The organism is Streptomyces sp. DSM 120436 (genome assembly GCF_055778765.1).
In genome coordinates this window covers 174,666-198,506 of record NZ_JBSKBS010000002.1, presented here as the reverse complement: position 1 = coordinate 198,506, position 23,841 = coordinate 174,666, and the positions used below count along the sequence as shown (strand labels likewise).

General features: G+C 72.8%; 18 protein-coding genes and 1 pseudogene. 6 read left to right on the top strand and 13 right to left on the bottom strand.

Going from position 1 to position 23,841, the window contains the following annotated elements; genetic code table 11:
* Positions 1-67 precede the first annotated feature (67 nt).
* Entirely contained in the window at positions 68-1,870 is a 1,803-nt protein-coding gene (locus ACWH4W_RS22660; RefSeq protein ID WP_473077693.1) for a flavin-containing monooxygenase, read from the bottom strand.
* Between the two features lie 169 nt (positions 1,871-2,039).
* On the opposite strand from ACWH4W_RS22660, the gene ACWH4W_RS22655 reads away from it, so the two are divergent.
* Complete coding sequence (locus ACWH4W_RS22655) at positions 2,040-3,059, top strand: SMP-30/gluconolactonase/LRE family protein (protein WP_473077692.1); 1,020 nt, start codon at positions 2,040-2,042, stop codon at positions 3,057-3,059.
* Positions 3,060-3,075: 16 nt separating this feature from the next.
* Here the strand turns inward: ACWH4W_RS22655 and ACWH4W_RS22650 are convergent, their stop codons facing one another.
* Together ACWH4W_RS22650 and ACWH4W_RS22645 are read right to left on the bottom strand one after the other, a co-directional pair.
* Positions 3,076-3,654: a TetR family transcriptional regulator gene (locus ACWH4W_RS22650; RefSeq protein WP_473077691.1), complete on the bottom strand. Its 579-nt coding sequence runs from the start codon at positions 3,652-3,654 to the stop codon at positions 3,076-3,078.
* Between the two features lie 153 nt (positions 3,655-3,807).
* Positions 3,808-4,131, bottom strand: a complete 324-nt coding sequence (locus ACWH4W_RS22645) for a hypothetical protein (RefSeq protein WP_473077690.1) — start codon at positions 4,129-4,131, stop codon at positions 3,808-3,810.
* A 190-nt stretch (positions 4,132-4,321) separates the two neighbouring features.
* On the opposite strand from ACWH4W_RS22645, the gene ACWH4W_RS22640 reads away from it, so the two are divergent.
* Together ACWH4W_RS22640 and ACWH4W_RS22635 are read left to right on the top strand one after the other, a co-directional pair.
* Positions 4,322-6,364: a sensor histidine kinase gene (locus tag ACWH4W_RS22640; RefSeq protein ID WP_473077689.1), complete on the top strand. Its 2,043-nt coding sequence runs from the start codon at positions 4,322-4,324 to the stop codon at positions 6,362-6,364.
* 51 nt (positions 6,365-6,415) lie between these two features.
* Positions 6,416-7,090: a response regulator gene (locus ACWH4W_RS22635; RefSeq protein ID WP_473079234.1), complete on the top strand. Its 675-nt coding sequence runs from the start codon at positions 6,416-6,418 to the stop codon at positions 7,088-7,090.
* Between the two features lie 134 nt (positions 7,091-7,224).
* Here ACWH4W_RS22635 and ACWH4W_RS22630 read toward each other — a convergent pair whose 3' ends face one another.
* Together ACWH4W_RS22630 and ACWH4W_RS22625 are read right to left on the bottom strand one after the other, a co-directional pair.
* Positions 7,225-8,274 carry a methyltransferase gene (locus ACWH4W_RS22630; RefSeq protein ID WP_473077688.1) on the bottom strand — a complete coding sequence of 350 codons (1,050 nt, stop codon included), beginning with the start codon at positions 8,272-8,274 and terminating at the stop codon, positions 7,225-7,227.
* 317 nt (positions 8,275-8,591) lie between these two features.
* Positions 8,592-10,121 carry an alpha-1,2-mannosidase gene (locus ACWH4W_RS22625; RefSeq protein ID WP_473077687.1) on the bottom strand — a complete coding sequence of 510 codons (1,530 nt, stop codon included), beginning with the start codon at positions 10,119-10,121 and terminating at the stop codon, positions 8,592-8,594.
* Between the two features lie 698 nt (positions 10,122-10,819).
* On the opposite strand from ACWH4W_RS22625, the gene ACWH4W_RS22620 reads away from it, so the two are divergent.
* Entirely contained in the window at positions 10,820-11,344 is a 525-nt protein-coding gene (locus tag ACWH4W_RS22620; protein WP_473077686.1) for a gluconokinase, read from the top strand.
* Between the two features lie 221 nt (positions 11,345-11,565).
* Here the strand turns inward: ACWH4W_RS22620 and ACWH4W_RS22615 are convergent.
* The 4 genes and pseudogenes from ACWH4W_RS22615 to ACWH4W_RS22600 all read right to left on the bottom strand — a co-directional run.
* Positions 11,566-12,084: pseudogene (locus tag ACWH4W_RS22615) on the bottom strand (MFS transporter); the annotation flags it as partial.
* Between the two features lie 156 nt (positions 12,085-12,240).
* Positions 12,241-13,650, bottom strand: a complete 1,410-nt coding sequence (locus tag ACWH4W_RS22610) for a glucose-6-phosphate dehydrogenase (protein ID WP_473077685.1) — start codon at positions 13,648-13,650, stop codon at positions 12,241-12,243.
* A complete protein-coding gene (locus ACWH4W_RS22605) occupies positions 13,647-15,077 on the bottom strand; it encodes an SMP-30/gluconolactonase/LRE family protein (protein WP_473077684.1) in 1,431 nt (476 codons plus the stop codon). Before ACWH4W_RS22605 ends, ACWH4W_RS22610 begins: the two co-directional genes overlap by 4 nt.
* A 291-nt stretch (positions 15,078-15,368) precedes the next feature.
* Positions 15,369-16,043, bottom strand: a complete 675-nt coding sequence (locus ACWH4W_RS22600; RefSeq protein WP_473077683.1) for a DUF4097 family beta strand repeat-containing protein — start codon at positions 16,041-16,043, stop codon at positions 15,369-15,371.
* Between the two features lie 231 nt (positions 16,044-16,274).
* Here ACWH4W_RS22600 and ACWH4W_RS22595 point away from each other — a divergent pair, with 231 nt between their 5' ends.
* Positions 16,275-17,030, top strand: a complete 756-nt coding sequence (locus ACWH4W_RS22595; protein WP_473077682.1) for a GbsR/MarR family transcriptional regulator — start codon at positions 16,275-16,277, stop codon at positions 17,028-17,030.
* 90 nt (positions 17,031-17,120) lie between these two features.
* On the opposite strand, the gene ACWH4W_RS22590 is transcribed toward ACWH4W_RS22595, so the two are convergent.
* Positions 17,121-17,429: an MGMT family protein gene (locus tag ACWH4W_RS22590; protein WP_473077681.1), complete on the bottom strand. Its 309-nt coding sequence runs from the start codon at positions 17,427-17,429 to the stop codon at positions 17,121-17,123.
* Position 17,430: 1 nt separating this feature from the next.
* Positions 17,431-17,964, bottom strand: a complete 534-nt coding sequence (locus ACWH4W_RS22585; protein ID WP_473077680.1) for a DUF488 domain-containing protein — start codon at positions 17,962-17,964, stop codon at positions 17,431-17,433.
* 640 nt (positions 17,965-18,604) lie between these two features.
* Between ACWH4W_RS22585 and ACWH4W_RS22580 the strand changes: the two genes are divergently transcribed.
* Positions 18,605-19,912: a zinc-dependent alcohol dehydrogenase gene (locus ACWH4W_RS22580; RefSeq protein ID WP_473077679.1), complete on the top strand. Its 1,308-nt coding sequence runs from the start codon at positions 18,605-18,607 to the stop codon at positions 19,910-19,912.
* Between the two features lie 545 nt (positions 19,913-20,457).
* Here ACWH4W_RS22580 and ACWH4W_RS22575 read toward each other — a convergent pair.
* Positions 20,458-22,065 carry an alpha/beta fold hydrolase gene (locus tag ACWH4W_RS22575; protein ID WP_473077678.1) on the bottom strand — a complete coding sequence of 536 codons (1,608 nt, stop codon included), beginning with the start codon at positions 22,063-22,065 and terminating at the stop codon, positions 20,458-20,460.
* Positions 22,066-22,395: 330 nt separating this feature from the next.
* Positions 22,396-23,799, bottom strand: a complete 1,404-nt coding sequence (locus ACWH4W_RS22570) for an alpha-lytic protease prodomain-containing protein (RefSeq protein WP_473077677.1) — start codon at positions 23,797-23,799, stop codon at positions 22,396-22,398.
* Positions 23,800-23,841 lie beyond the last annotated feature (42 nt).

Genomic DNA, 23,841 nt, shown 5'->3' with positions numbered 1-23,841 from the left:
TCCGGCGTCCGGTTCCCCGGTGCCGCGGCCGGCCCCGCCGCCGGCGGACCGGAGCCCGGTGCAGCCCCTACCGGGCCGGACGTGCCGACTGGAGGACCGTGTCCATGGACTCCTCGCGCCACCGCGCGAGCAGTCCGTGGAAGGCGAACGCGCCGTGCGGATAGGCGCCGGGCCCGTTCGGCCGGCCGCGTCCCTCGGCGTTGTAGTAGCCGGGGGTGCACTCGGCGTGGAACCACGCGTGGTCGGGGGCGTCCTCCGCCAGGAGGGCGATCCAGGCGTCCTCGGCCTCGCGGGACGGTTCGATCAGGGCGCCCTTCGCCTCCGCGGCCGCGACGAGCGCGGCGGCGTGGACGGCGTGTTCGTCCAGGACGTGGGTGAAGTTGACGCTGGGGGCGCTCTGCACCCCGCCCAGCTGGATCAGGTTGGGGAACCCGTTGCTGGTGAAGCCGTGCAGGGTGCGTGGCCCCCGCGCGGCCCACGCGTCCTGCAGCCGGGCGCCGCCCCGGCCGTGCACGGGCAGCCGGCCGGAGAGGATGCCGGAGACCCCGGCGGAGAAACCCGTGGCGAAGATCAGGCAGTCGAGTTCGTACGCGGTGTCGCCGACCACGACGCCGCGTTCGGTCATGCACTCGATGCCGTGGGTGTCGGCGGTGTCGACGAGGGTGACGTTGTCGCGGTTGAAGGCCTCGAGGTAGAGGTCGGAGAAGGTGGGGCGCTTGCAGGCGTAGCGGTACCAGGGCTTGAGCTTCTCCGCCGTGTCCGGGTCGGTGACGACCGCGTCGACGCGGTCGCGGATCTCGTTCATCCTGGCGGCGTCCGCGACCTCGTAGGCGGCCTCGAACGCGGCCCGGTCGCCCTGGCGGCGGAAGCTCGGCAGCAGTTTCTCCAGGAGCTCTGCGGACGACGTCCACCGGTCCGCGACGAGGTCCTCCCCGACGCTCTCGCCGGAGACGACGCGCAGGAAGTTGTCGCGTCGCTCGCGGGCCCAGCCGGGACGGTCGGCGCCGACGTCACCGGCGGTGGTGCGGCGGTTGGCGCGCACGTCCACGGTGGAGGGAGTGCGCTGGAAGACGTAGAGGTGTCCCGCGTCCTCGGCCAGCATCGGGACGACCTGGACGCCGGTGGCGCCGGTGCCGACGACGCCCACGCGTTTGTCCGCGAGACCGGTCAGACCGCCGTCCGGGGTGCCGCCGGTGTAGCCGTAGTCCCACCGTGAGGTGTGGAAGGTGTGCCCCCGGAACGTCTCGATGCCGGGGATGCCGGGAAGCTTCAGCTCGGTCAGCGTGCCGGTGGCGGTGACGACGTACGTCGCCCGGAACTCGTCGCCCCGGTCGGTCGAGACGGTCCACGCCTCCGACGCCTCGTCCCAGACCAGCGAGGTGACCGACGTCGAGAACAGGGCGTCGGCGTAGAGGTCGGACTTCTCCGCCATCCGCATCGCGTGCCGGCGGATCTCCTCACCCGGCGCGTACTTCCACTCGGGCACGTAACCGGTCTCGTCGAGCATCGGCAGATACACGTGCGACTCGATGTCGCAGTGGACGCCCGGGTAGCGGTTCCAGTACCACGTGCCCCCGAAGTCGCCGCCCCTGTCGATCACACGGATGCGTCCGATGCCCTGTTGGCGCAGGCGCGCCCCCGCGAGGATGCCGCCGAATCCGCCGCCGACGATCGCGACGTCCACCCGGTCCCGCACCGCTTCGCGCTCGACCGGCTCCGTGTAGGGGTCGGCGGCGTAGTAGCCGAACTCGGCGTCGGCGCTCACGTACTGCCGGAGCCCGTCGGGGCGCACCCGGCGTTCCCGTTCGATCCGGTAGCGCTCCCTCAGTTCCGCGAGTGCCTCGGGCGTCAGCGTCTGTGAATGATCCATCTGAGGGCCCTGTTCCTTCCGGTCATCTGCCAGGAAGCCACTGTGTCCGCAACTCAACGCGTCGCCTGAGGACTTGAGCGGCCATGCCGTACGGTACAAGAACCGGACAGTGCTGTCCGGTTGATGGAAGGTTGCTTCCGCATACTTTCGGACAGGAAGAGGGACCCCCATGCGACGACTCCCGCTCCGGCCGCTCGCCGGACTGGCCGCGCTCGGACTGGCCCTGACGGGGTGCGGCACGCAGACGGCCGGCGCCCCGAGGGAGCCGGGTGGCGCCGGAGAGGGCCGGACCATCCGCGCACAGCAGGTGATGCGCCTGACGGAGGTGCACGAGCAGACCGGGATGACCCTGCTGGAGGGGCCGGTCTTCGACGAGGACGGCACACTGCTCGTCGTCGACGTCACCGCCCCGCCCGGCGAGCCGAAGGTGCTGCGCGTCGATGTCCGGAAGAAGACGTCCCGGCAGGTCCACACCGACGACCGCGGCGTCTACACCTCGGCCCAGTTCAGCCCCTACGACGGGCGGATCTACCTGACCGACTTCGCGCACGGCGAGATCGTGAGCCTCGACCCGGACGGCGGTGACCCGCGGACCTTCTTCTCCGGCGACGTCGACGGCGCGCCGATGAACCCCGACGACCTGGCCTTCGACCGGGAGGGCAACCTGTACGTCAGCGACTCGCGGGGCATGTCCGAGGGCGAGGCGAAGGGACGCGTGGTGCGGATCGACCGCACCGGCCGTGACGCCACCGTCCTGGCCGACGGCCTCGCCGCGCCGAACGGCATCTCCTTCGACGCGGACCACCGCGGGCTGTGGTTCAGCGAACTGACACAGAACCGCGTCTCCTACCTCCTCCTCGACGCGGAGGGCTCGGTGTCCTCACGGCACACCGCCATCCGGGTCGACGGCGGGATCGCGCAGACCGACTCGATCGCGGTGGACGCGGCCGGCAACCTCTACCAGGGCCTGCACGGGCGGCCGGCGATGGCGGTCTACAGCAAGCACGGCGAACGGCTGGCGACCGTCGAAGTCCCGGCCAGAGCCGCCGACGGACTGGAGTCGGCGACCAACGTGGCCATCACCCCCGGCGGGACCCGGGCCTACATGACCGTCAGCGGACCCGCCGGCGGCTACCTGTACGCCTTCGACGCGCCGGCCGAGGGGGTACGGCAGTCCAACGGCGGCTGACGGCCGCCGTCCGCTCTCACCCCTCGACGGACCGTGCCGGTCCCACCTCGACACCGAGCAGTCTCCAGGCCGCCCGCGCCCGGCGCTCCCGGTCCTCGCGGGTGGGCCCGGCGACGGCCCCGGAGACCATGGCGACGGCGATCATCAGGTCGTCGGGCTCCGAAGCGAGCGGATGGTCCTGGGGCAGCAGCGTGCGCAGAGCCCGCTCGACCCGCCGGGACAGCGCCACGGCGTACGCGGGGACGACGTCCGTGCTGTCGGTGTGCAGGATGCTGATGAAGGCCGCCGACTCCGTCAGCTGCCAGGTGATGACACCGAGGAGTCCGGCCAGATCCGTCTCCTGAGCCGCCCTCTCGATCTGCCGGACGTTCTCCTCCAGGACCGCGGCCGCCAGAGCGGACCGGCCGGGGAAATGCCGGTACAGCACCCCCTGCCCGACCCCGGCCCGCCGAGCGATCGCCGACAGCGGGGCGTCCAGCCCGTGTTCCGCGTAGATCTCCCGGGCGGCGGCGATGAGAGCCGCCCGGTTGCGGGCAGCGGCCTTGGGGCCCCCGCTCGCGGGCCTCCGTGCGTCGGACATGGGTTGCTGCGTCACCCCGTGAGCGTAACGGGGCCTGCTCCCGCCCGGGACGGGGAGCAAGGCGGGACGAGGAGCAAGGCGGCGGCCCCGGGCGCGTCGCGCCGTCTCGGGAACCGTCCCGTCGGGCACGTGGGCGAGACGGCGAAGAGGCCGTGCGGCCGACGCGGTTCACGGTCCGGCCGGCGGCGCCGACGCCGGTGCGGGGCGGCCGGCGGCGCGTGTCTCCCCGCGGGCCTTCAGCCCGCTGCAGGCCCGGGCGAGGAGCACGTCGAGGAGCAGGACCACACTGGGCGTGAAGACCCGGTCGGCCCGTGTCCCGGCGGGGCTCGCACTCCGTTCGAGGGCCGAGAACACCGCCGTGGCCGGGAGACAGGTGACACAGCTCAGGAGGATGAGGCCCCAGAACGGCAGGTGCTTCAGCGGATCGAGCCACGCCACGGCCGCCAGGGCCAGGAACGCGACCGGCGCGGCGATGACATCGATTCGGTGCATGCGTCAATGGTGCCGTCGGCAGACCGGCCGCGGCATCGATCACCAGGAGGAACGCCGCCTGGATCGCGCGACGTACCCAGCGCCTCGCCCGCGCCGGCCTGGGCTCCGGCTCCGGCTCCGGCTCCGGCTCCGGCGAGAAGCCCACGCCCCGGAACCGGGCGCTCCTGTCCCCGGCACTACACTTGCGTCAATGGTCCGAACCCGGTGCTGGCTCCTGCCCCTTCTCCTGGCGGCCGCCCAACTGGCCTTGTGGTGCGCCGCGGCCCGCACGACGGAACCGGCTCCGGGAGCCGCCGCGTGGATCACCGCCTTCGCCGCCACGGCAGCCTGCGTGCTCGCGCTCGGACAGCGCAGGCGGGCGCCGCTCGCCGCCCTCGCCGGAACCCTCACGGTGTCCGTCCTGGCCCGGCTCGCCCTGCCCCCCGACACGTTGAACCTGGTCACCGTGGTGGCGGTCCTCATGGCGCTCTTCTCCGTCACCGCTCTGAGCGACTGGGCCAGGGGACTGAGCGCGACCGCCGTCACCTGCGCCGTCCACTTCCTGTCGAGCGCCGCGGAGCACGGGTTCGGCGGCGCTCTCCTGCCCGACTGGTTCGTCACCGTCGGCTTCTGCTCGGTGGCGGCCGCCCTCGGTGCGGGCCGTCGGCACTGGCGCGGCGAACGACGGGTGTCGATGCTGCGGCTGGTCCGCGCCGAGCGGGGAAAGAAGCGGGCGGCGGGCGCCGAACGAGACCGGCTTGCCCAGGAGTTGCACGACATCAGCGCCCACCACCTCACCTCCGTCGTGGTGTCCGTGGAGGCGGCCCGCCGGCTCGGTGGCAGCAGGCCCGAACTGGTCACGGACGCCCTCGCCTTCGCGCGCCGCACCGCTGAGGAGACCCGGTCCGCCCTCGACCGGCTGGTGACCGTCATGCGGGCGGACGACGCGCCGGCCGACCGGCCGATGACCGCGGCGATCGAGGAACTCGTCGCGGGGTTCGGCAAGGTGGGCCGTCCCATCGCGGTGTCCCTGCCCGCCGATCTCGCAGGCCCCGCGGCCGAGGCGGCCCACGGCATCGTCCGCGAGGCCCTGACCAACGCCCTGCGCTACGCACCGGGCGCCCCGGCCGCCGTCCGGGCGGAACGGGCCGACGGCGCCCTGCTGCTGACGGTCGACAACGGCAGGCCCCCCGGCGCCGCGGGCGACCGGCTGGGCATCGGCTCCGGCCGCGGTGTGGCAGGAATGCGGCGGCGCGCCACCGACCTGGGCGGGCGACTGACCGCGGGACCCCGGCCCGACGGGGGCTGGCGCGTGCACGCCGTGCTTCCCGAACCGTCCTCCGCCCGCGGTGTGCCCACCGGCAGACGGCGCAACTTCACCCGCGAGCAGCGGATCGCGGACGCGGCGGTGTTCGGCTTCGTCACCGCGGCCTCGGTGGGCGCCGCCCTGGAGGCGGCGGACAACTCCCACCTCGACGCGTCGGTCCGCCTGCTGCTCGCGCTGCTGCTGACCGTGCACGCCCTGCCCCTGCTCGGCCGTCGCAGCGCTCCCTGGGCGGTGCTCGCGGCGACCTGCGCCACCGCCCTGCTGTGGCCGGCGGCGCTCCACGGCGGGATGCTGCCACCGGCCGCCGCGAGCTGTCTCCTCTGGGGCGGCTGCGCAGAACTGGCCGCCGTCTACGCCGTCGCCGCGTACGGCCGCGTCCTGCGCACCCCGCCGCACGCCGGGCCCTCGCCGACGGGGACGGCGTACCCGCCCCGCCCCCGGCTGACGTTCCTCGCGGTCCCCGCCGCCGTCCTGTCCCTCGCGAGTGCCGTCATGGCCTCCTTCGCCGCCGACGGCCGGCTCCTCGGGGATCCCGTCGACCCGTTCGGCGTCGTGTTCCTCCTCGTCCCGCTGCTGTGCGTCCTCGCCGCGGGATGCGCCGTCGTGTGGCTGGCGGGATGGCTGACGCACAGGCGCCGACGACGGGAGCTGGACCGCCGGCACGCGGAGCTCTCGGCCCTGCTGTCGAGCACGGAGGGCCTGGTCCACGACGAGCGCCGGCGGGTGGCGGACGGCCTGCGGGAGACGGTGCTCCGGGAGACCGACCGGGTCGTCTCCGCCGCGGAGGCGGGCAGTCTGGACGACGTCGCCGCCGCCACCCGGGCGACCCTGGCCGCGATGCGCGGTCTCCTGGGCAGCCTCGACGCCGGCAAGGCACCGCAGGCGCCGCACCCCGCGGGCACGGCAGCCGGCTCCCCGCGCGTGTAGGAGAATGGCCCGTGTGAACGGCCCCTCGTGGGCGAGGGAAGGAGAGAGGCCATCAGCATCCGTGTGCTGGTCGCGGACGATCAGGCGATGATACGTGCGGGGTTCACGGCGATCCTCGCGGCCGAACCCGACATCACCGTGGTCGGTGAGGCGGCCGACGGAGGCACGGCCGTCGCCCTGGCCGCCGAACTCCAGCCCGATCTGGTGCTGATGGACATCCGCATGCCGGGCATGGACGGGCTGGCGGCCACCCGTCTGATCACCCAGAACGGCAGCCCCGTCCGGGTCCTCGTGCTCACCACCTTCGACCTCGACGCCTACGTCTACGACGCCCTGCGGGCCGGGTCCTCCGGTTATCTGCTCAAGGACTCCGACCCGGACGAGCTGCTGAACGCCATCCGGGTCGTCGCCGCCGGCGACGGCGTCCTCGCGCCGGCGGTCACGGGACGTCTGATAGCCGCCTTCGCCCAGGGTGCCCCGGTCCCCGCGCGGACCACGGCCGCCGTGGACAGCCTCACCCCCCGCGAACGGGAGACGCTGACACTGGTCGCCACGGGCCTGACCAACGCGGAGATCGGGGAGCGGCTGGGGCTGGCGGTGGGCACGGTGAAGGTGCATGTGAGCGCCGTGCTCGGCAAGTTGAGCCTCAGGGACCGCGTGCAGGCCACGATCTTCGCCTACGAGAGCGGCCTGATCCGCCCCTCGGGAACCCTCGCCTCCTCCTGACGGACGCCCCGGAGGCGGCCTGCGTCCCTGCCGGGAACCTCCCCGGCCGCTCCAGCTCCGGTCAGGGCGCGAACTGGACTCCAGGACGGCTCGGGAGCCGGGTGAGCCCGGTGGGTGCGGAACGCCGGACCGGTTCAGGCCGGGACGAGTTCCAGCACGACGACCCGGGACGCGGACGGAGTCGTCCGGACCGGTACCAGCCCGGCCCGCTCGAAGAGCCGCCCGAACTCGTCGAGGCTGCGCTCCCGTCCGGTCGACAGCGCCATCATGTTGAGGTCCATCAGCGGCTCCAGGCCGGGCGCGCCGGCCTGGTCGACGAGGAGCTCCATCACCAGCACCCGCCCACCGGGGCGCAGGGCTTCCCGGCAGTTGCGCAGGATGCGGACACAGGAGTCGTCGTCCCAGTCGTGCAGGACGAACTTCAGCAGGTGCACGTCCCCGGACGGCACCTCCTCGAAGAAGTCGCCGCCGACGAAGTCGAACCGGTCCGCGACACCCATGGCGTCCGCGGAGGCGCGGGCCTCGGCGGCCACGTGCGGAAGGTCGAGGACCACACCGGTCAGGCCGGGGTGCCGCCGCATGAGGGTCTGGACGAGGTTCCCGCCGGCGCCGCCGACGTCCACGGCGACCCGGGCATCCGCCAGGTCGATCACGTCGGCCAGCTTGTGGGCCAGGCCGCGGGTCATGGCGGTCATCGCGTTGGTGAAGACCTCGGCCTCCGCCGGTTCGCCGGCGAGCCAGTCGAAGACGGGCGCACCGAGGGTCGCCTCGGTCGGCGGGACGCCGGTGCGCACGGCGTCCGCCAGCCGCCCCCAGGGCAGCCAGTGGGACCGGGCGCCGCCCCACAGGGCCAGGTCCCGCAGGGAGTCGGGCGCGTCGGAGCGCAGGGTGTCGAGCAGGGGCGTACCGGTGAAGCGCTCGCCGTCGGCCGGGACGACCAGACCGAGGGAGGCACAGGCCCGCAGGAAGCGGAAGGCCGCGTCGGGATCGAGGGACTCCGCCGCGGCCACCTCGGCCGCGGTGGCACCGGTTTCCCCCACATGGTCGGCGATACGCAACTCGGCCGCGGTGCGCACCACTTGGGTGACCCAGTAACCGGTGATCATCTGAAGCATCCGGCCCGTGACCCCCACGGGACGTTCGGCGGAACCCGCTGCGACGAAATCGTGCTCGAACAAAGTCATGTGAACGATCATGTCGCCCGGCACGCCCTGCGGCGTCGTCCGCCATGAGGAGTGCCGGCTAGGCCGTGGGACATAGACGGGCCCTCCGGAACCAGCGACCGACCGCCATCGGCACCGCCGCTGCCGGGGCGTCGCCGGCCAGGGACTTCCGCCTGGTCCGGGGAGCTGCCCCGACGGCGGCGTGCCGTACATGGTGTACGAGGCGGGGGAGCGGCTGTCGGGCGCCGTCGCGCCGGCCCGCGGCACGGTGTCCGCGTGTCCCCGGTGGAGCCGGCGCCCCGCCCCGGACGATCCGTCCCCCCCCGGCGGGCCCGGTGTCAGCGCTCGCGGAGGCGCGCCGCCAGGCCGGCCAAGGCGTGCGCCGTCTCGGTGAGGCTCGCCACGGCGGTCTCCAGCTCCGAGGCGACGCGGGAAGCGGCGGCGGGAGGGCGGGTGGGGGACGCGACGGCGACGGAGGTGCCGCGATAGCCGATGGGGCCTTCGTTGGGGCGCTGGTAGTAGCCGGTGAAGCCCTGACCGGCAGGGCCCTCGAGGAAGCGGACCCGGGCGAGCCGGGTCTCGCGCGCGCCGGCGTTGCGGGTGATCTCCAGGCGGTGGTGGCGGTGGGCCTTGGGCGTGCCGTGCAGGAGGAACTCCCGTGTCAGGTGACGCCGGTCGAACATCTCACCCGTGCGTGAGTCCAGCGGTGTCCAGGCGCGGCCGTCATGGGATCCGTGGAGGGTCCAGTCCTGGGGGTCGCGGTCGGGGTAGTCGTTCGCCGACACGAGGACGTACGAGGTGACGGCGGCGGGGCGGGCCAGTGTGAAGTCGAGCAGCGCGGTGTCGTGGCCCACCAGCCACTTGCCGCGGGAGTCGTCGAGGAGGTGGCGGGCGACCTCGCCCGCCACGTAGTGCTCGCCGCTCGCCTCGACCGCGGTCACCTCGGCCTCGGTCTCGAGCGCGTGCAGGACGACCACGCCGGAGCCGCCCCGTTGGTCCCGCCAGGTCACCCGCTCCAGTGCGGACCCGCCGTCGTCCACCAGCAGCCGCAACTCGTGGGCGCGGTGCCAGCCGCCGCCCCACCCCTCCTCGGTGTGGAAACGGTGCAGGGACTCCGCCGGTATCTGCCCGACGCCCTCCGGGTGTGCCCAGCGGCCGGTGAGACGGCCGCGGTACTCGTGGACCGTGCCGTTCGCGTCACGGCGGCAGCCGTGGAAGTCGGACATGTTCGACTGGAAGCTGATGGCGGTCTCGGCGCCGTCGGTGCCGCGCCAGCCGAGCTGTGCGGGCAGCGAGTGCTCGCCCCGGTCGAGGTGGAACAGCAGCCGCGGCGCCGGCCGCCAGTGGGCGGAGGAGGAGTGGGCGGGCCGGAGTTCCGTACGGTAGGCGAACACCGAGTCACGGGCGGCCGCCGCCGTCCGGGCACGCTCCGAACGGCCGCGCTCCCAGACGGGGTCCAGGGTGACCCGGTAGAGCCAGAGCATGGTGCTCGCCTCGGCCGAGGAACGTATCTCCAGGGTGTTGGCGCCCGGCTTCAGCAGAGGCCCGGGGACGGCGAAGACGTTGTCCTGCGGAAGGTCCCCGCCTCCGGGCACGGTCAGATCCACGGCCACCGGCTCACCCTGCAGAAGCACGTCCATCGGGGCGTACCCCAGCGATCTCCCGGCCTTGGAGACGAGCGCGGTGACGGTGAGGGTCACCTGCGGAACGTCCTCCGGGTCGGCCACCTCGAACTCCAGCGCCACGCTCCCACCCGCACTCAGCGCCAGGTGCGACCCGGCGGATCGGGCCCTGTGCAGCCTGACGTCGGCGTTGGCCACTCGGGCCGGGTCGACGGAGAAGTCCGCGTACGTTGCCCCGAACCCCATGGTTCCACCAGCTTCTGATGCCCGGTCGACAGAGCAGCCGTCCACACGACGACTGTGATCGGAGACCCTAGTGCGCCGAACTGACAATGCGGTCGGGGAGCGCCGGGGTGGCCGGGCGTACCGGGCCGCATCCACAGCCTCGCGGTCCGGGGCCGACGCCTCGGACCGGCCGCAGGTGCTCTGCTGCCGGCCGCCCAGCCGCCGATGGTCTCCCGAGGGCTACCGGCTCACCGTCCACGGAGGCTGACCACGGCCACCGCGGCCCCGCTCCTCATGCCGGAGCCGGGGCGGTCGTCAATGCCATGTTCCCGGCGACCACCCCTGCACGAAACGCCGCCGAGGGTTTCTCCATGCCACCCGTCCGACCTTTCCCGCCTTCCGCGCCCTGGGGAGACGTTCACGAGCAGGGGACGGGCGAGCCCCGCCGTACCCTGCTCGGTCGCCGCGACGCACGACACAGAGCCGTACGTCCCGCAGGGTGCCGGAGGAGGGGCGAAGCCGGCGACGGTCGGCCCGAGTCGGGTCCGAGCGGCCTTGCGTCATCGGGCACGGCGAACGAGGAGCACCGGCCCCCGGGGAAACCCGACGCGCGGCGCCGGGCCTGCCGGAATTCCAGTTCCCTGAGACGATCGGGTCATGGCGCCTTCGCCCCCTTGTCAGATCCCGGCTCCCGCCCCCACCGGAGCGAGGAGGACGTCATGAGCACTCCCCAGGTCGTGGTGGTCATGGGGGTCACCGGTACGGGCAAGACCACCATCGGTGTCCTGCTCGCGGCCCGGTTCGGCGTTCCGTTCGCCGAGGGAGACGACTTTCACCCGCAGGGCAACATCGCCAAGATGTCGGCCGGCACCCCGCTCACCGACGAGGACCGCGGGCCCTGGCTGGACGCCCTCGGTGCATGGGCGCGCGATCGGGCGGGGAGCGGCGGGGTGATCAGCGGCTCGGCGCTCCGGAGGGTCTATCGCGACCGTGTGCGGGCCACGGCTCCTGGCGTCGTGTTCGTGCACCTCACCGGCGACCGCGCCCTCGTCGAGGAGCGGCTGGCCCGCCGACAGGGGCACTTCATGCCCACGGAACTGCTCGCCTCCCAGCTCGCCGTACTCCAGCCGCTGGAGCCGGACGAGGCGGGAGTGACGGTCGACGTGTCCGGTGCTCCCGAGGAGATCACCGACCGCGTCGTGGAAGCGCTGCGCGAGCTGGGGCGTTCCTCCGCCGGACAGTAGGAGCCCTCGCTCCCGCGGCGGTTCACGGGCGTCGGATCCGCGCATCTGCCCGATGTCCTTCGGCAGTCCCAGGACAAGGCCCAAGAACGGCGCCGCCCTCCGCGCCGTCCCCCGGTCCGGGGGAGGGGGTCACCGTGCCCGGACGTCCACCGCCGGCGGAGGTCTTCCCCCACCTCGTCGATGTGCCTTCCGCGCGTCTCGGGGACCCGCTCGGCGGCGAACACCGCGCCGAGCACACAGATCACGGCGAAGATCCAGAACGTCGGTCCCTCCCCGACGCCCGAGATCACGGGCAGGAACAGCAGGCTCACCACGAAGTTCGAGAGCCAGTTCACGGTCGCGCCCGCGCCCGGCCCCTCGGCGCGCTGAACCGGAGGAAAGACCTCGCCGAGCAGAACCCAGAACACCGGGCCCAGGCCGATCCCGAACGCCACGATGTACAGCATCACGAAGACGGGCATGAGCAGCGGACTCAGCTCCGCGGCGGACGCGACGCCCAGCAGCGCGATGGAGACGGCCGTTCCGGCGAGGGAGCCGAGCAGCAGCGTTCGGTAACCGGTGGCCACGGCGGCGACGACGACACCGAGGAAGGACAGCACCCCCAGGCCGGCCAGGAACGGCCGCCGCCCGTAGCGGTCCGGGATCTTCCCGCCGGCCGGCGCACCGGCGACCGCGCCGAGCAGGAGGACGCCGACCACCGAGCTCTGCTCGAAGGAGTTCAGTCCGAAGTCGTCGCGGATGAACAGCAGCGCGCCGGAGATGGTTCCGGTGTCGAAGCCGAACAGGAAGCTGCCGGTGGTGAGGGCCCATTGCCCAGCGGCGGACGATCCCGATCCCTTTCGGCGTCAGCTGGACGAACCGATTCCGGTCCGTCGGCCGGGTGTCCGTGGGTCCGTTCACGGCCTCTGGTCCTCCCAGCTCCCGGGGCCGGCGCTGCCGGCCGGGTACGCGTCGAGGGGGACGCGCCCGTCGCGCCAGGCGTCCAGCACCGGTTCGACGATGCGCCACGACTCGACCGACATGTCGTCGCGCACCGACAAGGGCTTCTCGTCCTCCAGCACGCCCCGGAGCACCTCCCCGTACTCGAGCAGCTCGCCCGGGGCGAAAGAGGTGTCCAGGGTGACCGGGGAGATGGTGGACGGATCGCCCGCCCCGTTGACATTGAGGTCCAGTTGCAGGCGGTGGGGGCCGATGCCGAGGCGCAGCCGGTTGTTGGGCACCGCGCCGGTGAGTCCGTCCGGCACGTGCCGGGGAGCCTTGAACCAGAAGGCGACCTCCTGCCGGGGCGTGCCGATCGCCTTGCCCGAGCGGACCCGGAAGGGCACGCCGGCCCACTGCCAGGTGTCGACCGCGAACATGACCTCGGCGAGGGTCTCGGTCTCCCGGGCCGGATCGATACCCGGCTCGTCGGCGTACGAGGGGAGCGAGCGCCCGCCGACCGTGCCGGCGGTGTAGCGGGCGCGCCGGCTGAACCGCTCGGGACGGTCGCCCCAGACGTGGGTGGCGCGCAGGACGTGCGCCTTGGCGTCCCGTACGTCGACCGGCTCCAACGCGCTCGGCGCGGGCATCGCCACCAGCGCCAGCACCTGAAGCAGATGGCTCTGGATCATGTCCCGCAGGGCGCCCGTCGTGTCGTAGAAGCCGGCCCGGCCCTCCAGACCGAGCGTCTCGTCGAACACGATGTCGACCGCTTCGACGTGTTCCGAGGTCAGCAGAGGTTCGATGACCCGGTTGGCGAACCGGACGCCCAGGATGTTCAACACCGTCGACATGCCGAGGAAGTGGTCGACGCGATGCACATGGTCCTCGGGCACGAAGCCGTGCAGCAGTTCGTTCAGCACCGTGGCACTGGCCGCGTCGGTGCCGAAGGGCTTCTCCAGCACCAGGCGCGTCCCCTCGGGCACACCGATCCGGGCCAGCGCCCGGCACGCTTCGACGGTGACCGCCGGCGGCAGCGCGAAGTACAGCGTGAGGCGGCCGCCGCAGGACGCCAGCAGACCGCGCAGGTCGTCCGCGCCAGTGGCGTCCGCGGCCACGTAGCGCGTGTCGCGGACGACTGCGTCGACGGCCGCACCGCTCGCGCCGCCCTCGGAGAACGCCCGCGCGACGAGTGCCCGCCATTCCTCGTCGCTGCCCTCGCCCCGGTCGCTGCCGACCAGATGGAGACCGGTCAGCCCGGACGCCGCGACGAGGCTGCCCAGACCGGGCAGGAGCAGCCTTTCCGTGAGGTCGCCGCGGGCGCCGAGAACGAGCAGCGTCCGGGACCGCTCGCCGTGCGGCCCCGCCGGGGCGCCGGCGGCGCTCATCCGGCGGACTCCCTCACCGGCGTCCCCGGCGACCCGGGCGCGCAGGCGAACAGCGCGCCCGCCGCCGGCTCGGCGCCGGGGCCCAGGTGCTCGCGCGAGGTGGTGATGAACAGCCGGCCGAGCCGGGGTCCGCCGAAGGCGCACGCGGTGACCTCGGCGACCGGAAGCTCCACGACTTCGTCGAGTGCGCCGTCCGGGGTGTACCGGTGCACCGCGCCGCCGCCGTACAGGGCGACCCACACGCCGCCCTCCGCGTCGACCGTCAGCCCGTCCGGGCCGCGGTCGCCCTCCGGCACGGTGACGAACGGGCGCCGTCCGCCCAGCTCGTGCCCGCGGTCGTGGTCGAAGACGCCGACGCGGCCCGCCGCCGTGTCGGCGTGGTACGCGCGGTCCCCGTCAGGGCTCCGCTCGAGACCGTGGGAGACCGTCACAGCGTCGAGGACGGCCGTCGTCGCGCCGTCCGGGTCCAGGCGGTACAGGGAGACGGCCCCCTCCCTGCCGTCGTAGGACGTCGAACCGCAGTGGAACGTCGAACCGCAGGAGAAGCGGCCGTCCGGGGCGCAGCCCCCCTCGTTGTTCATGCGTACGCGCTCGTCACTCCACAGGGGATCCAGGAAAGTCACCGTTCCGTCCACTTCCTCGAGGGCGAAGCCGCGGGCGGCGCCGATCACGGCGCGCCCTCCTCGCCGGGGCCGGACCGCGGCGACGACGGTGTCGACGTGCCGTCGTGCGGCCGTCGCGTCCGCGGCCAGCGACAGCACGTCGCCCGCCAGCACGTCCAGCCGCCGCAGGCCGCCCCACGCATCGGACCGGGTCGGCCCTTCGGCATGGAACTGCGCCGCGCCGAGCGGACCGACACACGCGTCACCCGGCGGGTGCTGACGGGGCGGGCGAAGGCCGTCGTGCGGTAGGAGGACGCGGAGCACCTCGACCTGCTGGGCGCCGGCTGTCTCATGCTGGCGCGTCTCCTCGCCTCGGCCGACGCGGAGACCCGGGGATGGCTCCAGCAGCCGTCGCACGGCCTGAGGGACGTCATCGCCTCGCTGGTCGACGGGCTCGACGACCGCGGTACACGCCGACGCGCCGCCGACCACTCGCTGGAACTCGCGACGGGGATCACCACAGAGGCGGCTGGGGCAGCCGACTCCGAGCGTACTTCCCCGGCCTGCAGCCTCCGTACGGTCGCCACCGACGTCATCGCCTTCGCGGGTTTCGACCTCGCCGACGCTCCCGAGGCGGTCCGCACGGGAGCACCGGACTCCCGTGCGCCCCTTGCCGGGAGGCCACCCGGTCGGCTCCGCCGCTCGGCGGGACGATTCCGGGGCGGGAGACGCCGGCCGTCCTCCCGCCGCGGGACCTCGCAGGAGCGGTCGTAAGGACGGCCGGCAGTTCGTGCGGGCAGGCTGTGCCCCGCCGTTCCTGGGCATGGAGAACTCCGTCCCGGATCGCGGTCAGGGAGGCGCACGAAGGCGGCATGGGCGGCGGTCGGCGGACGACTCGGAACCGCCTCTCTCAGATGATCGCCCGTGTCCCGGCGCCCCGCATCTTCGTCGCGCGGCGCCGCAAAGCGGTCCGGCTCGAAAGCGAATGCGGTTCGTGCCCTCCGGCACGGACAGGCCGACGCCGTCGCGGACGGCCTTCTCCAGGTACGCCGTGCGCAGCCCGTTCGCCGCGACGGACGAGCCGGCCAGGGGAGTGCCGCGTGGTCCGGGCGCGGGTCACAGGCTGTGGGCGGTGATGTCGCCGTGGGCGGTGGTGGCGTGGATGGTCAGGCCGGCCGTGGCGCCCTCGGCGTTGTGGAGGGTGTTGCGGATGCGGCCGTAGGAGGTGCCGGCGTCGAGGGTGGCGGAGGTGCCACGGGCGGCTCCCACCGAGATCCGGCCCTGCTGGGCGCGCAGCGTGACCGTGCCGCGGACGGCCTCGTCGATGCGGATGTCGCCCTGCTGGGTGCTGATCTGCGCGGGGCCGGTGAGCCGGCCGACGGTGACGTCCCCGGCCAGGACGGTCAGGCGGGCGTCGGCGGCCTCGTCGAGCTTGACCCGGCCGCGGGATCCGTCGACGGCGACCTCGCCGAGCCGTCCGACGCCCCGGAACTCGGCGTCGGCCACCCTGGCCTCGACGCGGGAGCCGGCGGGCAGGCGCACGGTCACCTCGACGGAGCCGGACGGGCCCAGGAGCCGGCTCTTCGTCGCCGCCGCGGCCGTGATCCGCAGGATGCCGTCGGCGTACTCGACCGTGGTCTGCCCGGCGAGCTTCACGTCCCGGCTCCTGGAGGGGTCGGCGGGCTGGATCTCGACCAGGGTGTCGGTCCGGTCGGCGGCGATGACCTGAACCCGCCCGGCCTGGACGTCCAGGACGGCGGAGACGGGGGTGGGGGTGTCGAACTTCTGCATCGTGATCTCCTGTGACTCGTTTTTCCGGCACAGGAAAAGCTACGTTGCGTTCACTGAATAAGCAACATACTTGTTGCTTGAGGATGCCGTATACCCAGCTAGCGTGCATGAAATCGTTGCAACGATTTGAAAGGTAAGGCAATGCGAGTCATCGAGTCCGTTGCAATGGTATGAGGTCGGACGCTACGATCGAGAAGCTGAGGACCGTCGCAGAGCACGAAGGAGACCGTGATGCCGGGAGGCAGACTCACCCAGCAGGAACGTCAGCAGATCGCTTTGGGACTGGCCGAAGGCCTCGCCTATGCGGAGATCGCCAGGCGTCTGGGGCGCCCGACCTCGACGATCACGCGCGAGGTGATGCGCAACGGCGGCCCCGCCGCCTACCGCGCCGACCTGGCCCAACGCGCCACCGAACGTCGTGCCCACCGCCGCCGGCAGGCCGCGTCCCGGCGGAGCGGAGCGCCCGAGCAGGCCTACGGGCGCGACGCCGAGGCGGTGCGCGAGTACGAGGAGACGCTCACCACCGTCATGATGGCTTCGGGCATGTCCACGATGACGGCTCGGGTGATGGCCTGCCTCACCCTCTCCGACGCGGGCAGCCTCACCGCTGCCGAACTCGTCCAGCGCCTCCAGGTCAGCCCGGCGTCCGTCTCCAAGGCGATCGCGTTCCTCGAGAGCCAGGACCTCGTCCGCCGGGAGCAGGGCGAGGGCCGCCGCGAGCGCTATGTCGTGGACGACGACGTCTGGTACCAGTCGATGATGGCCAGCGCCCGCTCCATCGCCCGGATCGTCGAGACCGCACGGCAGGGCGTCCACGTCCTCGTCCCGGGCACCCCGGCCGCCACCCGCCTGGAGAACATCGCCCGCTTCCTCGACTTCGTCTCCGAGAGCACCGCGCGCGCCGCGGAACAGGCCCGCGAGATCCTCCGCACGAAACCCGAAACGCCCCCGGACAGCACCACGGAGCCGCAGGCGGAGCACGAATAGGCCGGCGACGGACCGAGCAGGCGCAGGCGGCCGGAACGGCCCCCGACCGCACCACGGCGCCCCTGGCTCAGCAACGAGGCCGCCTCGCGATCACGGCGATGGCGGGACAGGCGTCCGTCCGCGGTGCCGCGCCCGTCGCATGTCCACCCGTGCGCCGCGCATCGGTGTCCCTTCTTCGGCCAGCAGCCGAGGGGCCTGACCCTGGTGGCACGTCGCGGGTGCGCCGTCCGCGTGGACCACGCGCCACCAGGGCACGCCTCCGTCGAGGAGGCCCATCGCGCGCCCCACCTGCCGAGGCCCCGTTCCGATCCACTCAGCGATGTCTCCGTAGGAAGCGACGCTGCCCGCTGGGATGGCTGCCACTGCCTCGCGGACCTCTGCGACGATGTCCGTGCTCATCTCACTCACCACAGGGCGCAGGGTAGGTGATGCGACCGTTGTGCACGTGCGCGCACTCGTTCAGGAACGCCGGTTTCGTCACGGTGGCGGACATGATGTGCGTGACCTCCGCACCGGCGACGAGCAGTGCGTCAGTGATGAGCCTGCGGTGGCAGCGCCACGGCACGGCCTCACTGCACATGATCACCGGCCGGCCGTGCGCGGCGAGGTCGAGCAGTTCATCCAGCCCTCTCACGAACTCGCTGCTCATCATGTGATCGGCATAGTCCCGGAATGCCTTCACCCGCCACGCGGTGTTGACGCTCTCGACGCCCTTGGGGGTGTGCCGCCTGCCGCCCAGCTCTCGGATCCACCGGTACTGGACGGCTGGAGGGAGAGCATCGACGATCGCGTCCTGATTCCACTGCGGAAACCTGCGCGATGCCGGGTAGGAACGGACGTCCACCAGGTGGGTGATCTCGTTCTTCTGCAGCATGGACAGCACGTCATCGAAGGTGCGGGTCGAATGCCCGATGGTGTACACGCGGTTCGCCATCACATCTCCGTGTCACGCTGTCGGGGGTCACGTCGCTCCCCGGCCTGCGAGGAACTGCCCAGGTGGGCAGGCGCGAAAGCCGGCGGCGTCAGCTCTCCTCCAGTGTGCTTCCCCCGTGCAGGGCGATGTGATCGGTCTCTTCGCTCCGGATCTCGTACGGCGGGGTCGCTTTCCGCGGCGCGACGGCGGGGGAGTCTCCGCCCGGAAGGCCGGGGTGTCCGGTCATGCCGCGTGACGGCGGTGAGGGGCGCCGCGGACATGGCGGCCGTGAGCGCCCGGAGGTGTGCCGGTCGGCGGCCGGCTCCGCCACGCCCTCGGGACCGGCGACCGGGCCGCTGCGGAGCACCCGTCCCAGGTGATCGCGGCTGTGAGTGCGGCCGGTGCCACCGGGTGCGGCGGCCCGGGACCGTTGACATGGTGGAGGCATGAGCGGGAACCGGCGTGGGACCCCTTCCCCCTTCGGCCCGGACTGCGACCCCCGGGGCCGTGACCTTCCACGAGGCCCGTCGTCCACCGGCCCTCGCAGTGTGGAGGCGGGGGCGGGAAGGCCCGACGAGGGCCAGCTCCGTCGTGCCTGAACACAGCGCTGTGCCCGCGGGTCCCCGCACGGTCGGCGGCGCCATGACGAAGGGAGGACGCAGTGCGTGCACTGACCTGGCAGGGCAGGGAGAAGGTCCGCGTCGAGGACGTCCCGGACCCGGCGATCATCGAGCCGACCGACGTCGTCATCAAGGTCACCTCCACCGCCCTCTGCGGCTCCGACCTGCACCTTTACAGCCCGCTGGGGGCGTTCGTCGACCCCGGTTACGTACTCGGCCACGAGCCGATGGGCATCGTCCAGGAAGTCGGCTCCGACGTCACCCGCGTCAAGCCCGGCGACCGGGTCGTCATCCCGTTCAACATCTCCTGCGGCAGCTGCTGGATGTGCGCGCGCGGGCTGCAGAGCCAGTGCGAGACCACTCAGGTGCGCGAGCAGAACACGGGGGCCTCGCTGCTCGGCTTCGGCAAGCTCTACGGCGACGTCCCCGGCGGCCAGGCGGAGTACCTCCGCGTCCCCCAGGCGCACTACGGAGCCATCCCCGTCCCTGACGACGGTGAGCCGGACGAGCGGTACCTCTACCTCTCCGACGTCGTGCCCACCGCGTGGCAGGCGGTGCAGTACGCCGACATCCCCGAGGGCGGTTCCGTCGTCGTCCTGGGGCTGGGGCCGATCGGGCAGATGTCCGCCCGCATCGCCCGCCACCGCGGCGCGGACCAGGTCATCGCGGTCGACCTCGTGCCCGAGCGGCTGGCGATGGCCCGCCGCCACGGCGTCACCGCCCTCGACCTGCGCGACGTCGACGACCTGCCCGCGGCGGTCCGCGACCTCACCGGCGGCCGGGGCCCGGACAGCGTCATCGACGCGGTCGGGATGGAGGCCCACGGCTCGCTCGGTTCGAAGGCCGCCGAGGTGATCCAGAAGGGCGCCAACCTGCTGCCCGACGCGCTGGCCCGCCCGTTGATCAAGAACCTCGGCGTGGACCGCCTCGGCGCCCTGCACCTGGCCGTCTCCACCGTCCGTCGCGGCGGAACCATTTCCCTGTCCGGCATCTACGGCGGCGTCGTCGACCCCATGCCGATGCTGGAGCTGTTCGACAAGCAGATCACCCTCCGCATGGGACAGGCCAACGTACGCCGCTGGACCGACGACCTCATGCCCCTGGTGAGCGACCCGGCCGACCCGCTCGGCGTGCTGGACCTGCGCACCCACCGGCTTTCCCTGGAGGACGGGCCGGAGGCGTACGAGACCTTCCAGAAGAAGCAGGACGGTGCCATCAAGATCGTCTTCGACCCCACCGTTCCGGCCGCCGGCGCACTCCGCACGCCGACCACGGACGCGGAGGAGGCCACGCCGACGGCGGACGGGGCGAGAGGGCGGGCCGGTCGGCCTCGGCACGCCCCTGGCTGATGCAGCGGACCAGCAGGTTCGAGTTGCCGGTGCAGCCCGGCTCCCCGGTTTCCTGGAGGAGATGGGTGACGGGGACGGCCGGGTTCTCCAGTCGGCGCTTGCGCAGGCGAGCGCGGTAGGGACCCACGAGGGCGGGCCGGTGCTCGGGAGCACGGACGAGGTGCTCGGGCTCGGTGACACGGTCGTAGCGCTTGACGGTGTTCAAGGCGGGGTTCAGGCGCCGTGCGCATTCCAGCAGGCCGGCTCCGCGCTCGCGCAGGGCGTGGACCCGTTGTCGGCGCTCGCGTGTGGTGGCGGCCTCTCTCCCCTCGGCCGGGGGAACGGGAACATCCCGGGTCCGAGCCGTGGCCCGGACTGTCTCGCCACCGTCCGCCACATCCTCGACGACCGACGCCGGGGATCCCGAGAACGCCGTTCCTTCAAGCTCGTTCGCGTCATGCACGCTCAATGGTCACGGGCGAGCACTCACCGTCACCACCGACTACGGAACAGACCCGCACGCCTCACCGTCCCGGCCGGACAGGGAAGCACTGCGTTCCGGCGGGTCACTTCCGGGTGACGTCGGTGCAGTAGACGTCCTTGTCCGGCAGGTGGCCGGTCACCAGGAAGCCGACGGTGGCCTTGTCGGCGCAGGCGAAGCCTTCGCCGTGGACGTAGTGCCCGCCGTTGTCGACGCCGACGAAGACGGAGCCGTCGCCGAGGGACCTGCGCAGCCCGACGCCGCTTTCCCACGGGGTGGCGTTGTCCCGCCGGTTCTGCAGGATCAGGGTGTTGCGCGGGCCGCCCTTCACGATCTTGGCAGTCGCCTCAGCCGGCTTGTCCCAGTAGGCGCATGCCCAGATGTTGGCGGGCATGCCCGCGGTGAGCGGCCACTTCTCGCGGTCGGCGGCGGTACGGGCGGCATAACCGTCGACGTCGTGCGGCCACTCGGCGTCGCCGCAGGTGAGAGCCAGGAACATGGTGGCCTGGTTGTCCGCGGGGACGCCCGGGGACGTCGGTGTCTCGGCGAACACCTCCTTGAGGACCGCGGTGTCGGCGGCCGTGGTGTTGCCGTGGGCCAGGTTGTCGGCGGCCTTCCAGAACTTGGCGAGCACGGGAAGGGTGTTGTTCTGCAGAAGCAGGGCGTAGGTCATGTTCCGCAGCAGCGCCCCGTCCAGCGGCACCGACGCGCCGGGAAGCGCTGCGGGCGTGCGGTCGAGCCGGTCGGCGAGGGTGAGGTAGGCGCGGGTCACCTGCGCGACGTCCGTGCCCAGCTCGAGGGTTCCGGCCTGCGCCGCGGCGACGCGGGCGGCATCGGGGAACCGGTCGGCCATGCCCCTGCCCCAGGTGCCCGCCACCTGGTCGGCCCACACCTTGGTGGGGTCGACGTTGCCTTCCAGGATCATCCGGTCGGTGCGGTCCTGGAAGAGGGAGCGGTAGACCGCGCCGAGGTAGGTGCCGTAGGACCGGCCCCAGTAGGAGATCCTCTTCTCACCGAGCGCCTGGCGGATGCGGTCCATGTCGCGGGCGGTGTTGGCGGTGTTGTAGTGCCGCAGGCTCTTGCCTGCCGCGTCGGCGCACTGCTTGGCGACGGCTTTGGCCAGGGCCACGTTCTCGCTGATCGAGCCGTCCGCGGCAGGGTAGGGGAAGAGGCCGGGTACGCCGGGGTCCTGCAGACCGCAACTCCGTGGGGTGCTGTGCGCGACGCCGCGCGGGTCGAAACCGATCAGGTCGTAGCGGTCCAGCACGGACTTCGGCAGTGTGGACGCCATCGTCTCGGGCATGCCGAGACCGCCCAGGGCCGGCCCGCCGGGGTTCAGCAGCAGGACGCCGCGCCGCTTTCCGGGCTGTGCGGTGGACAGCCGGGAGACCGCCACGTCGATCTTCATGCCGCTCGGGTTCCGGTAGTCGAGCGGCACCTCCAACGTTCCGCAGGCCAGGTGGGGGTCACGGGTCTGTCCCCCGGCCTGGGCCGGGCACTTGCCCCAAGTGATCGTGGCGTCGCCCGCGGCTTCGCCGACGTTCCTGCCGGAGCTCCTGGCCGGTTGCGAGCCCTCGGCGTCGGCGTCACACGCGGTCAGTGCGGTTCCAGCCAGCGTGGAAACCAGCAGAGCTGCGGCGATTCGGCGGCCTCTGGGGAAACCGTGCTGCGTGGAACTGCGTGTCGTGGTCATGGTGTTGTCCTCAGCTACTGGGCTGGTCGGCCTTGTCCGGCCGTCGTGTTGACGATGCGAGTCAACAAGGGACCACCGGTGGCGCGCGTCACCCCGGGGAGGACAGACCAGGTAGCTCGCTCGGGGGATCCCGGGCCGGCCCTGGGAACGGAGCGGCCCTCGTGGGGCGTACCGGATGAACTGCGAGGGCGGTGCCCGGGAGCTGTCCGCACGGAGGGCGGGGTGGCCCTGCTGGTCACGGGCACAGGACGAACGGCGGCCCGGGCCCCGGGCCGCCGCCGGGGCGCGCCCGGGGCCGGTCCGTCCCCCGTCGGGCAGGTCAGCCGTGGCTCACATGCGCTGCCACAGCGCCGGCACGTTCGGGGGCTCCCAGCCCGTCTGGGCCTGGTGGGCCTGGAGGCAGCGGTAGGCGGCGCCGCCGTAAGTGACCGTGTCGCCCGCCTGGTAGACGCTGCCGACCGTCCAGGTGCCGCCCGGTTCCTCCCCGGGCGGTTCCTCGTCGCCGCCGGTCGTCCTCAAGGTGAGGCCGTAGGTCTGGAGGAGCGGGTTGATCGGCTGGAAGTACGTCGTGCCACCACTGCTGCAGTTGCCCGAGCCGCCCGAGGTGACGCCCTGCGCCTGGCTGCCGGAGATGTACGAGCCGCCGGAGTCGCCGGGCTCGGCACAGACCGAGGTGCGGGTGACGCCGCTGATGGTGCCCTCGGGATAGGTCACGCTGGTGTTCAGCTGCTGGACGACTCCGCAGTGCCAGCCCGTGGTGGAGCCGGAGCGGCAGACGGAGGAGCCGACCGGGGCCTGGGTGGAGCCGGTGACCTGGACGTTCTGGCCGCCCGCGCCCTTCACGTACGGTGTGGCCGTCCAGTTGGAGTTGGTGGCGACCCAGGCCATGTCGCGGCCCGGGAAGGTCGAGCCCTGGAAGGTGCCCTGGGCGACCCGGTTGTGGCCGCTGGTGCTGTTCCCGGTCCGGCCGCAGTGCCCGGCGGTGGCGTAGCCGGTCTGGGTGCCCTTGGTGACGGGGAAGCCGATCGAGCAGCGGCCGCTGTTGTTGATGTAGTACGCCTCGCCGCCGCGCAGGTCGTAGAACGGGCGGGGCTGCTCGGCCGACTTCTCGACGCGGGCGAGGGACGTGCCGACCCCGGCCGCCGACAGCAGGGCGCGGGCCGCGGACGGACGTGCGGCCTGCACGACGATCTGGTTGGTGCGGATGTCGACGTACCAGACGGGCGCGTCGGTGATGTCGCGGCTGGCAGCCGCCCGGTCCAGACGGGCCTTGGCGGCGTCCAGTTCGGTGAGGGAGTGGCGTACGACGGTGGCCTCGGCGCCCTGCGCCTCGATGACCGGTACGTCCCGGGCGTCCGTCGTCGCCACCCTCAGGGTGCCGGACTCGGCGCCGGCCACCCAGGCGCCCGCGAAGTCGGAGCCGAGCGCGGCGCGCAGACGGCCCGCGGTGGCTCCGGCCTCGGCCTCGTTCGCCAGCCGCCGCTCCGCCTGCTTCCGGTCGAGGCCGAGGTCACGTTCCATGGACTTCAGCAGGGCGGGCGGGGCGGCGTCGGTGCGGAGGGTGTCGGCGGCCGACGGGGCGCCGCCGGATGCGTCATCGGGGGTCGTGCCCGCGCTCGCGGAGCCGCTGAGCCCGGCCACGAGCAGCGCGGCCGTCGCCGCCAGCGCGGCGCCCACGGCACCGGCCCGGGTTCTGGCCCGGGCTCGGGTGTGTCGTTGGAGCAGGGAGGACATGGGGCATCTCCTCGGTTCCGGAGGGGAAGGTGCCGAAACCGT

Bases quoted from the DNA above. Each gene is read 5' to 3' on its own strand.
- ACWH4W_RS22655 (WP_473077692.1), top strand. From the start codon at position 2,040: ATGCGACGACTCCCGCTCCGGCCGCTCGCCGGACTGGCCGCGCTCGGA.
- ACWH4W_RS22600 (WP_473077683.1), bottom strand. From the start codon at position 16,043: ATGCAGAAGTTCGACACCCCCACCCCCGTCTCCGCCGTCCTGGACGTC.
- ACWH4W_RS22570 (WP_473077677.1), bottom strand. From the start codon at position 23,799: ATGTCCTCCCTGCTCCAACGACACACCCGAGCCCGGGCCAGAACCCGG.
- ACWH4W_RS22640 (WP_473077689.1), top strand. From the start codon at position 4,322: ATGGTCCGAACCCGGTGCTGGCTCCTGCCCCTTCTCCTGGCGGCCGCC.
- ACWH4W_RS22630 (WP_473077688.1), bottom strand. From the start codon at position 8,274: ATGACTTTGTTCGAGCACGATTTCGTCGCAGCGGGTTCCGCCGAACGT.
- ACWH4W_RS22620 (WP_473077686.1), top strand. From the start codon at position 10,820: ATGAGCACTCCCCAGGTCGTGGTGGTCATGGGGGTCACCGGTACGGGC.
- ACWH4W_RS22610 (WP_473077685.1), bottom strand. From the start codon at position 13,650: ATGAGCGCCGCCGGCGCCCCGGCGGGGCCGCACGGCGAGCGGTCCCGG.
- ACWH4W_RS22585 (WP_473077680.1), bottom strand. From the start codon at position 17,964: ATGGCGAACCGCGTGTACACCATCGGGCATTCGACCCGCACCTTCGAT.
- ACWH4W_RS22645 (WP_473077690.1), bottom strand. From the start codon at position 4,131: ATGCACCGAATCGATGTCATCGCCGCGCCGGTCGCGTTCCTGGCCCTG.
- ACWH4W_RS22660 (WP_473077693.1), bottom strand. From the start codon at position 1,870: ATGGATCATTCACAGACGCTGACGCCCGAGGCACTCGCGGAACTGAGG.
- ACWH4W_RS22595 (WP_473077682.1), top strand. From the start codon at position 16,275: ATGCCGGGAGGCAGACTCACCCAGCAGGAACGTCAGCAGATCGCTTTG.
- ACWH4W_RS22590 (WP_473077681.1), bottom strand. From the start codon at position 17,429: ATGAGCACGGACATCGTCGCAGAGGTCCGCGAGGCAGTGGCAGCCATC.
- ACWH4W_RS22605 (WP_473077684.1), bottom strand. From the start codon at position 15,077: ATGCCCAGGAACGGCGGGGCACAGCCTGCCCGCACGAACTGCCGGCCG.
- ACWH4W_RS22575 (WP_473077678.1), bottom strand. From the start codon at position 22,065: ATGACCACGACACGCAGTTCCACGCAGCACGGTTTCCCCAGAGGCCGC.
- ACWH4W_RS22625 (WP_473077687.1), bottom strand. From the start codon at position 10,121: ATGGGGTTCGGGGCAACGTACGCGGACTTCTCCGTCGACCCGGCCCGA.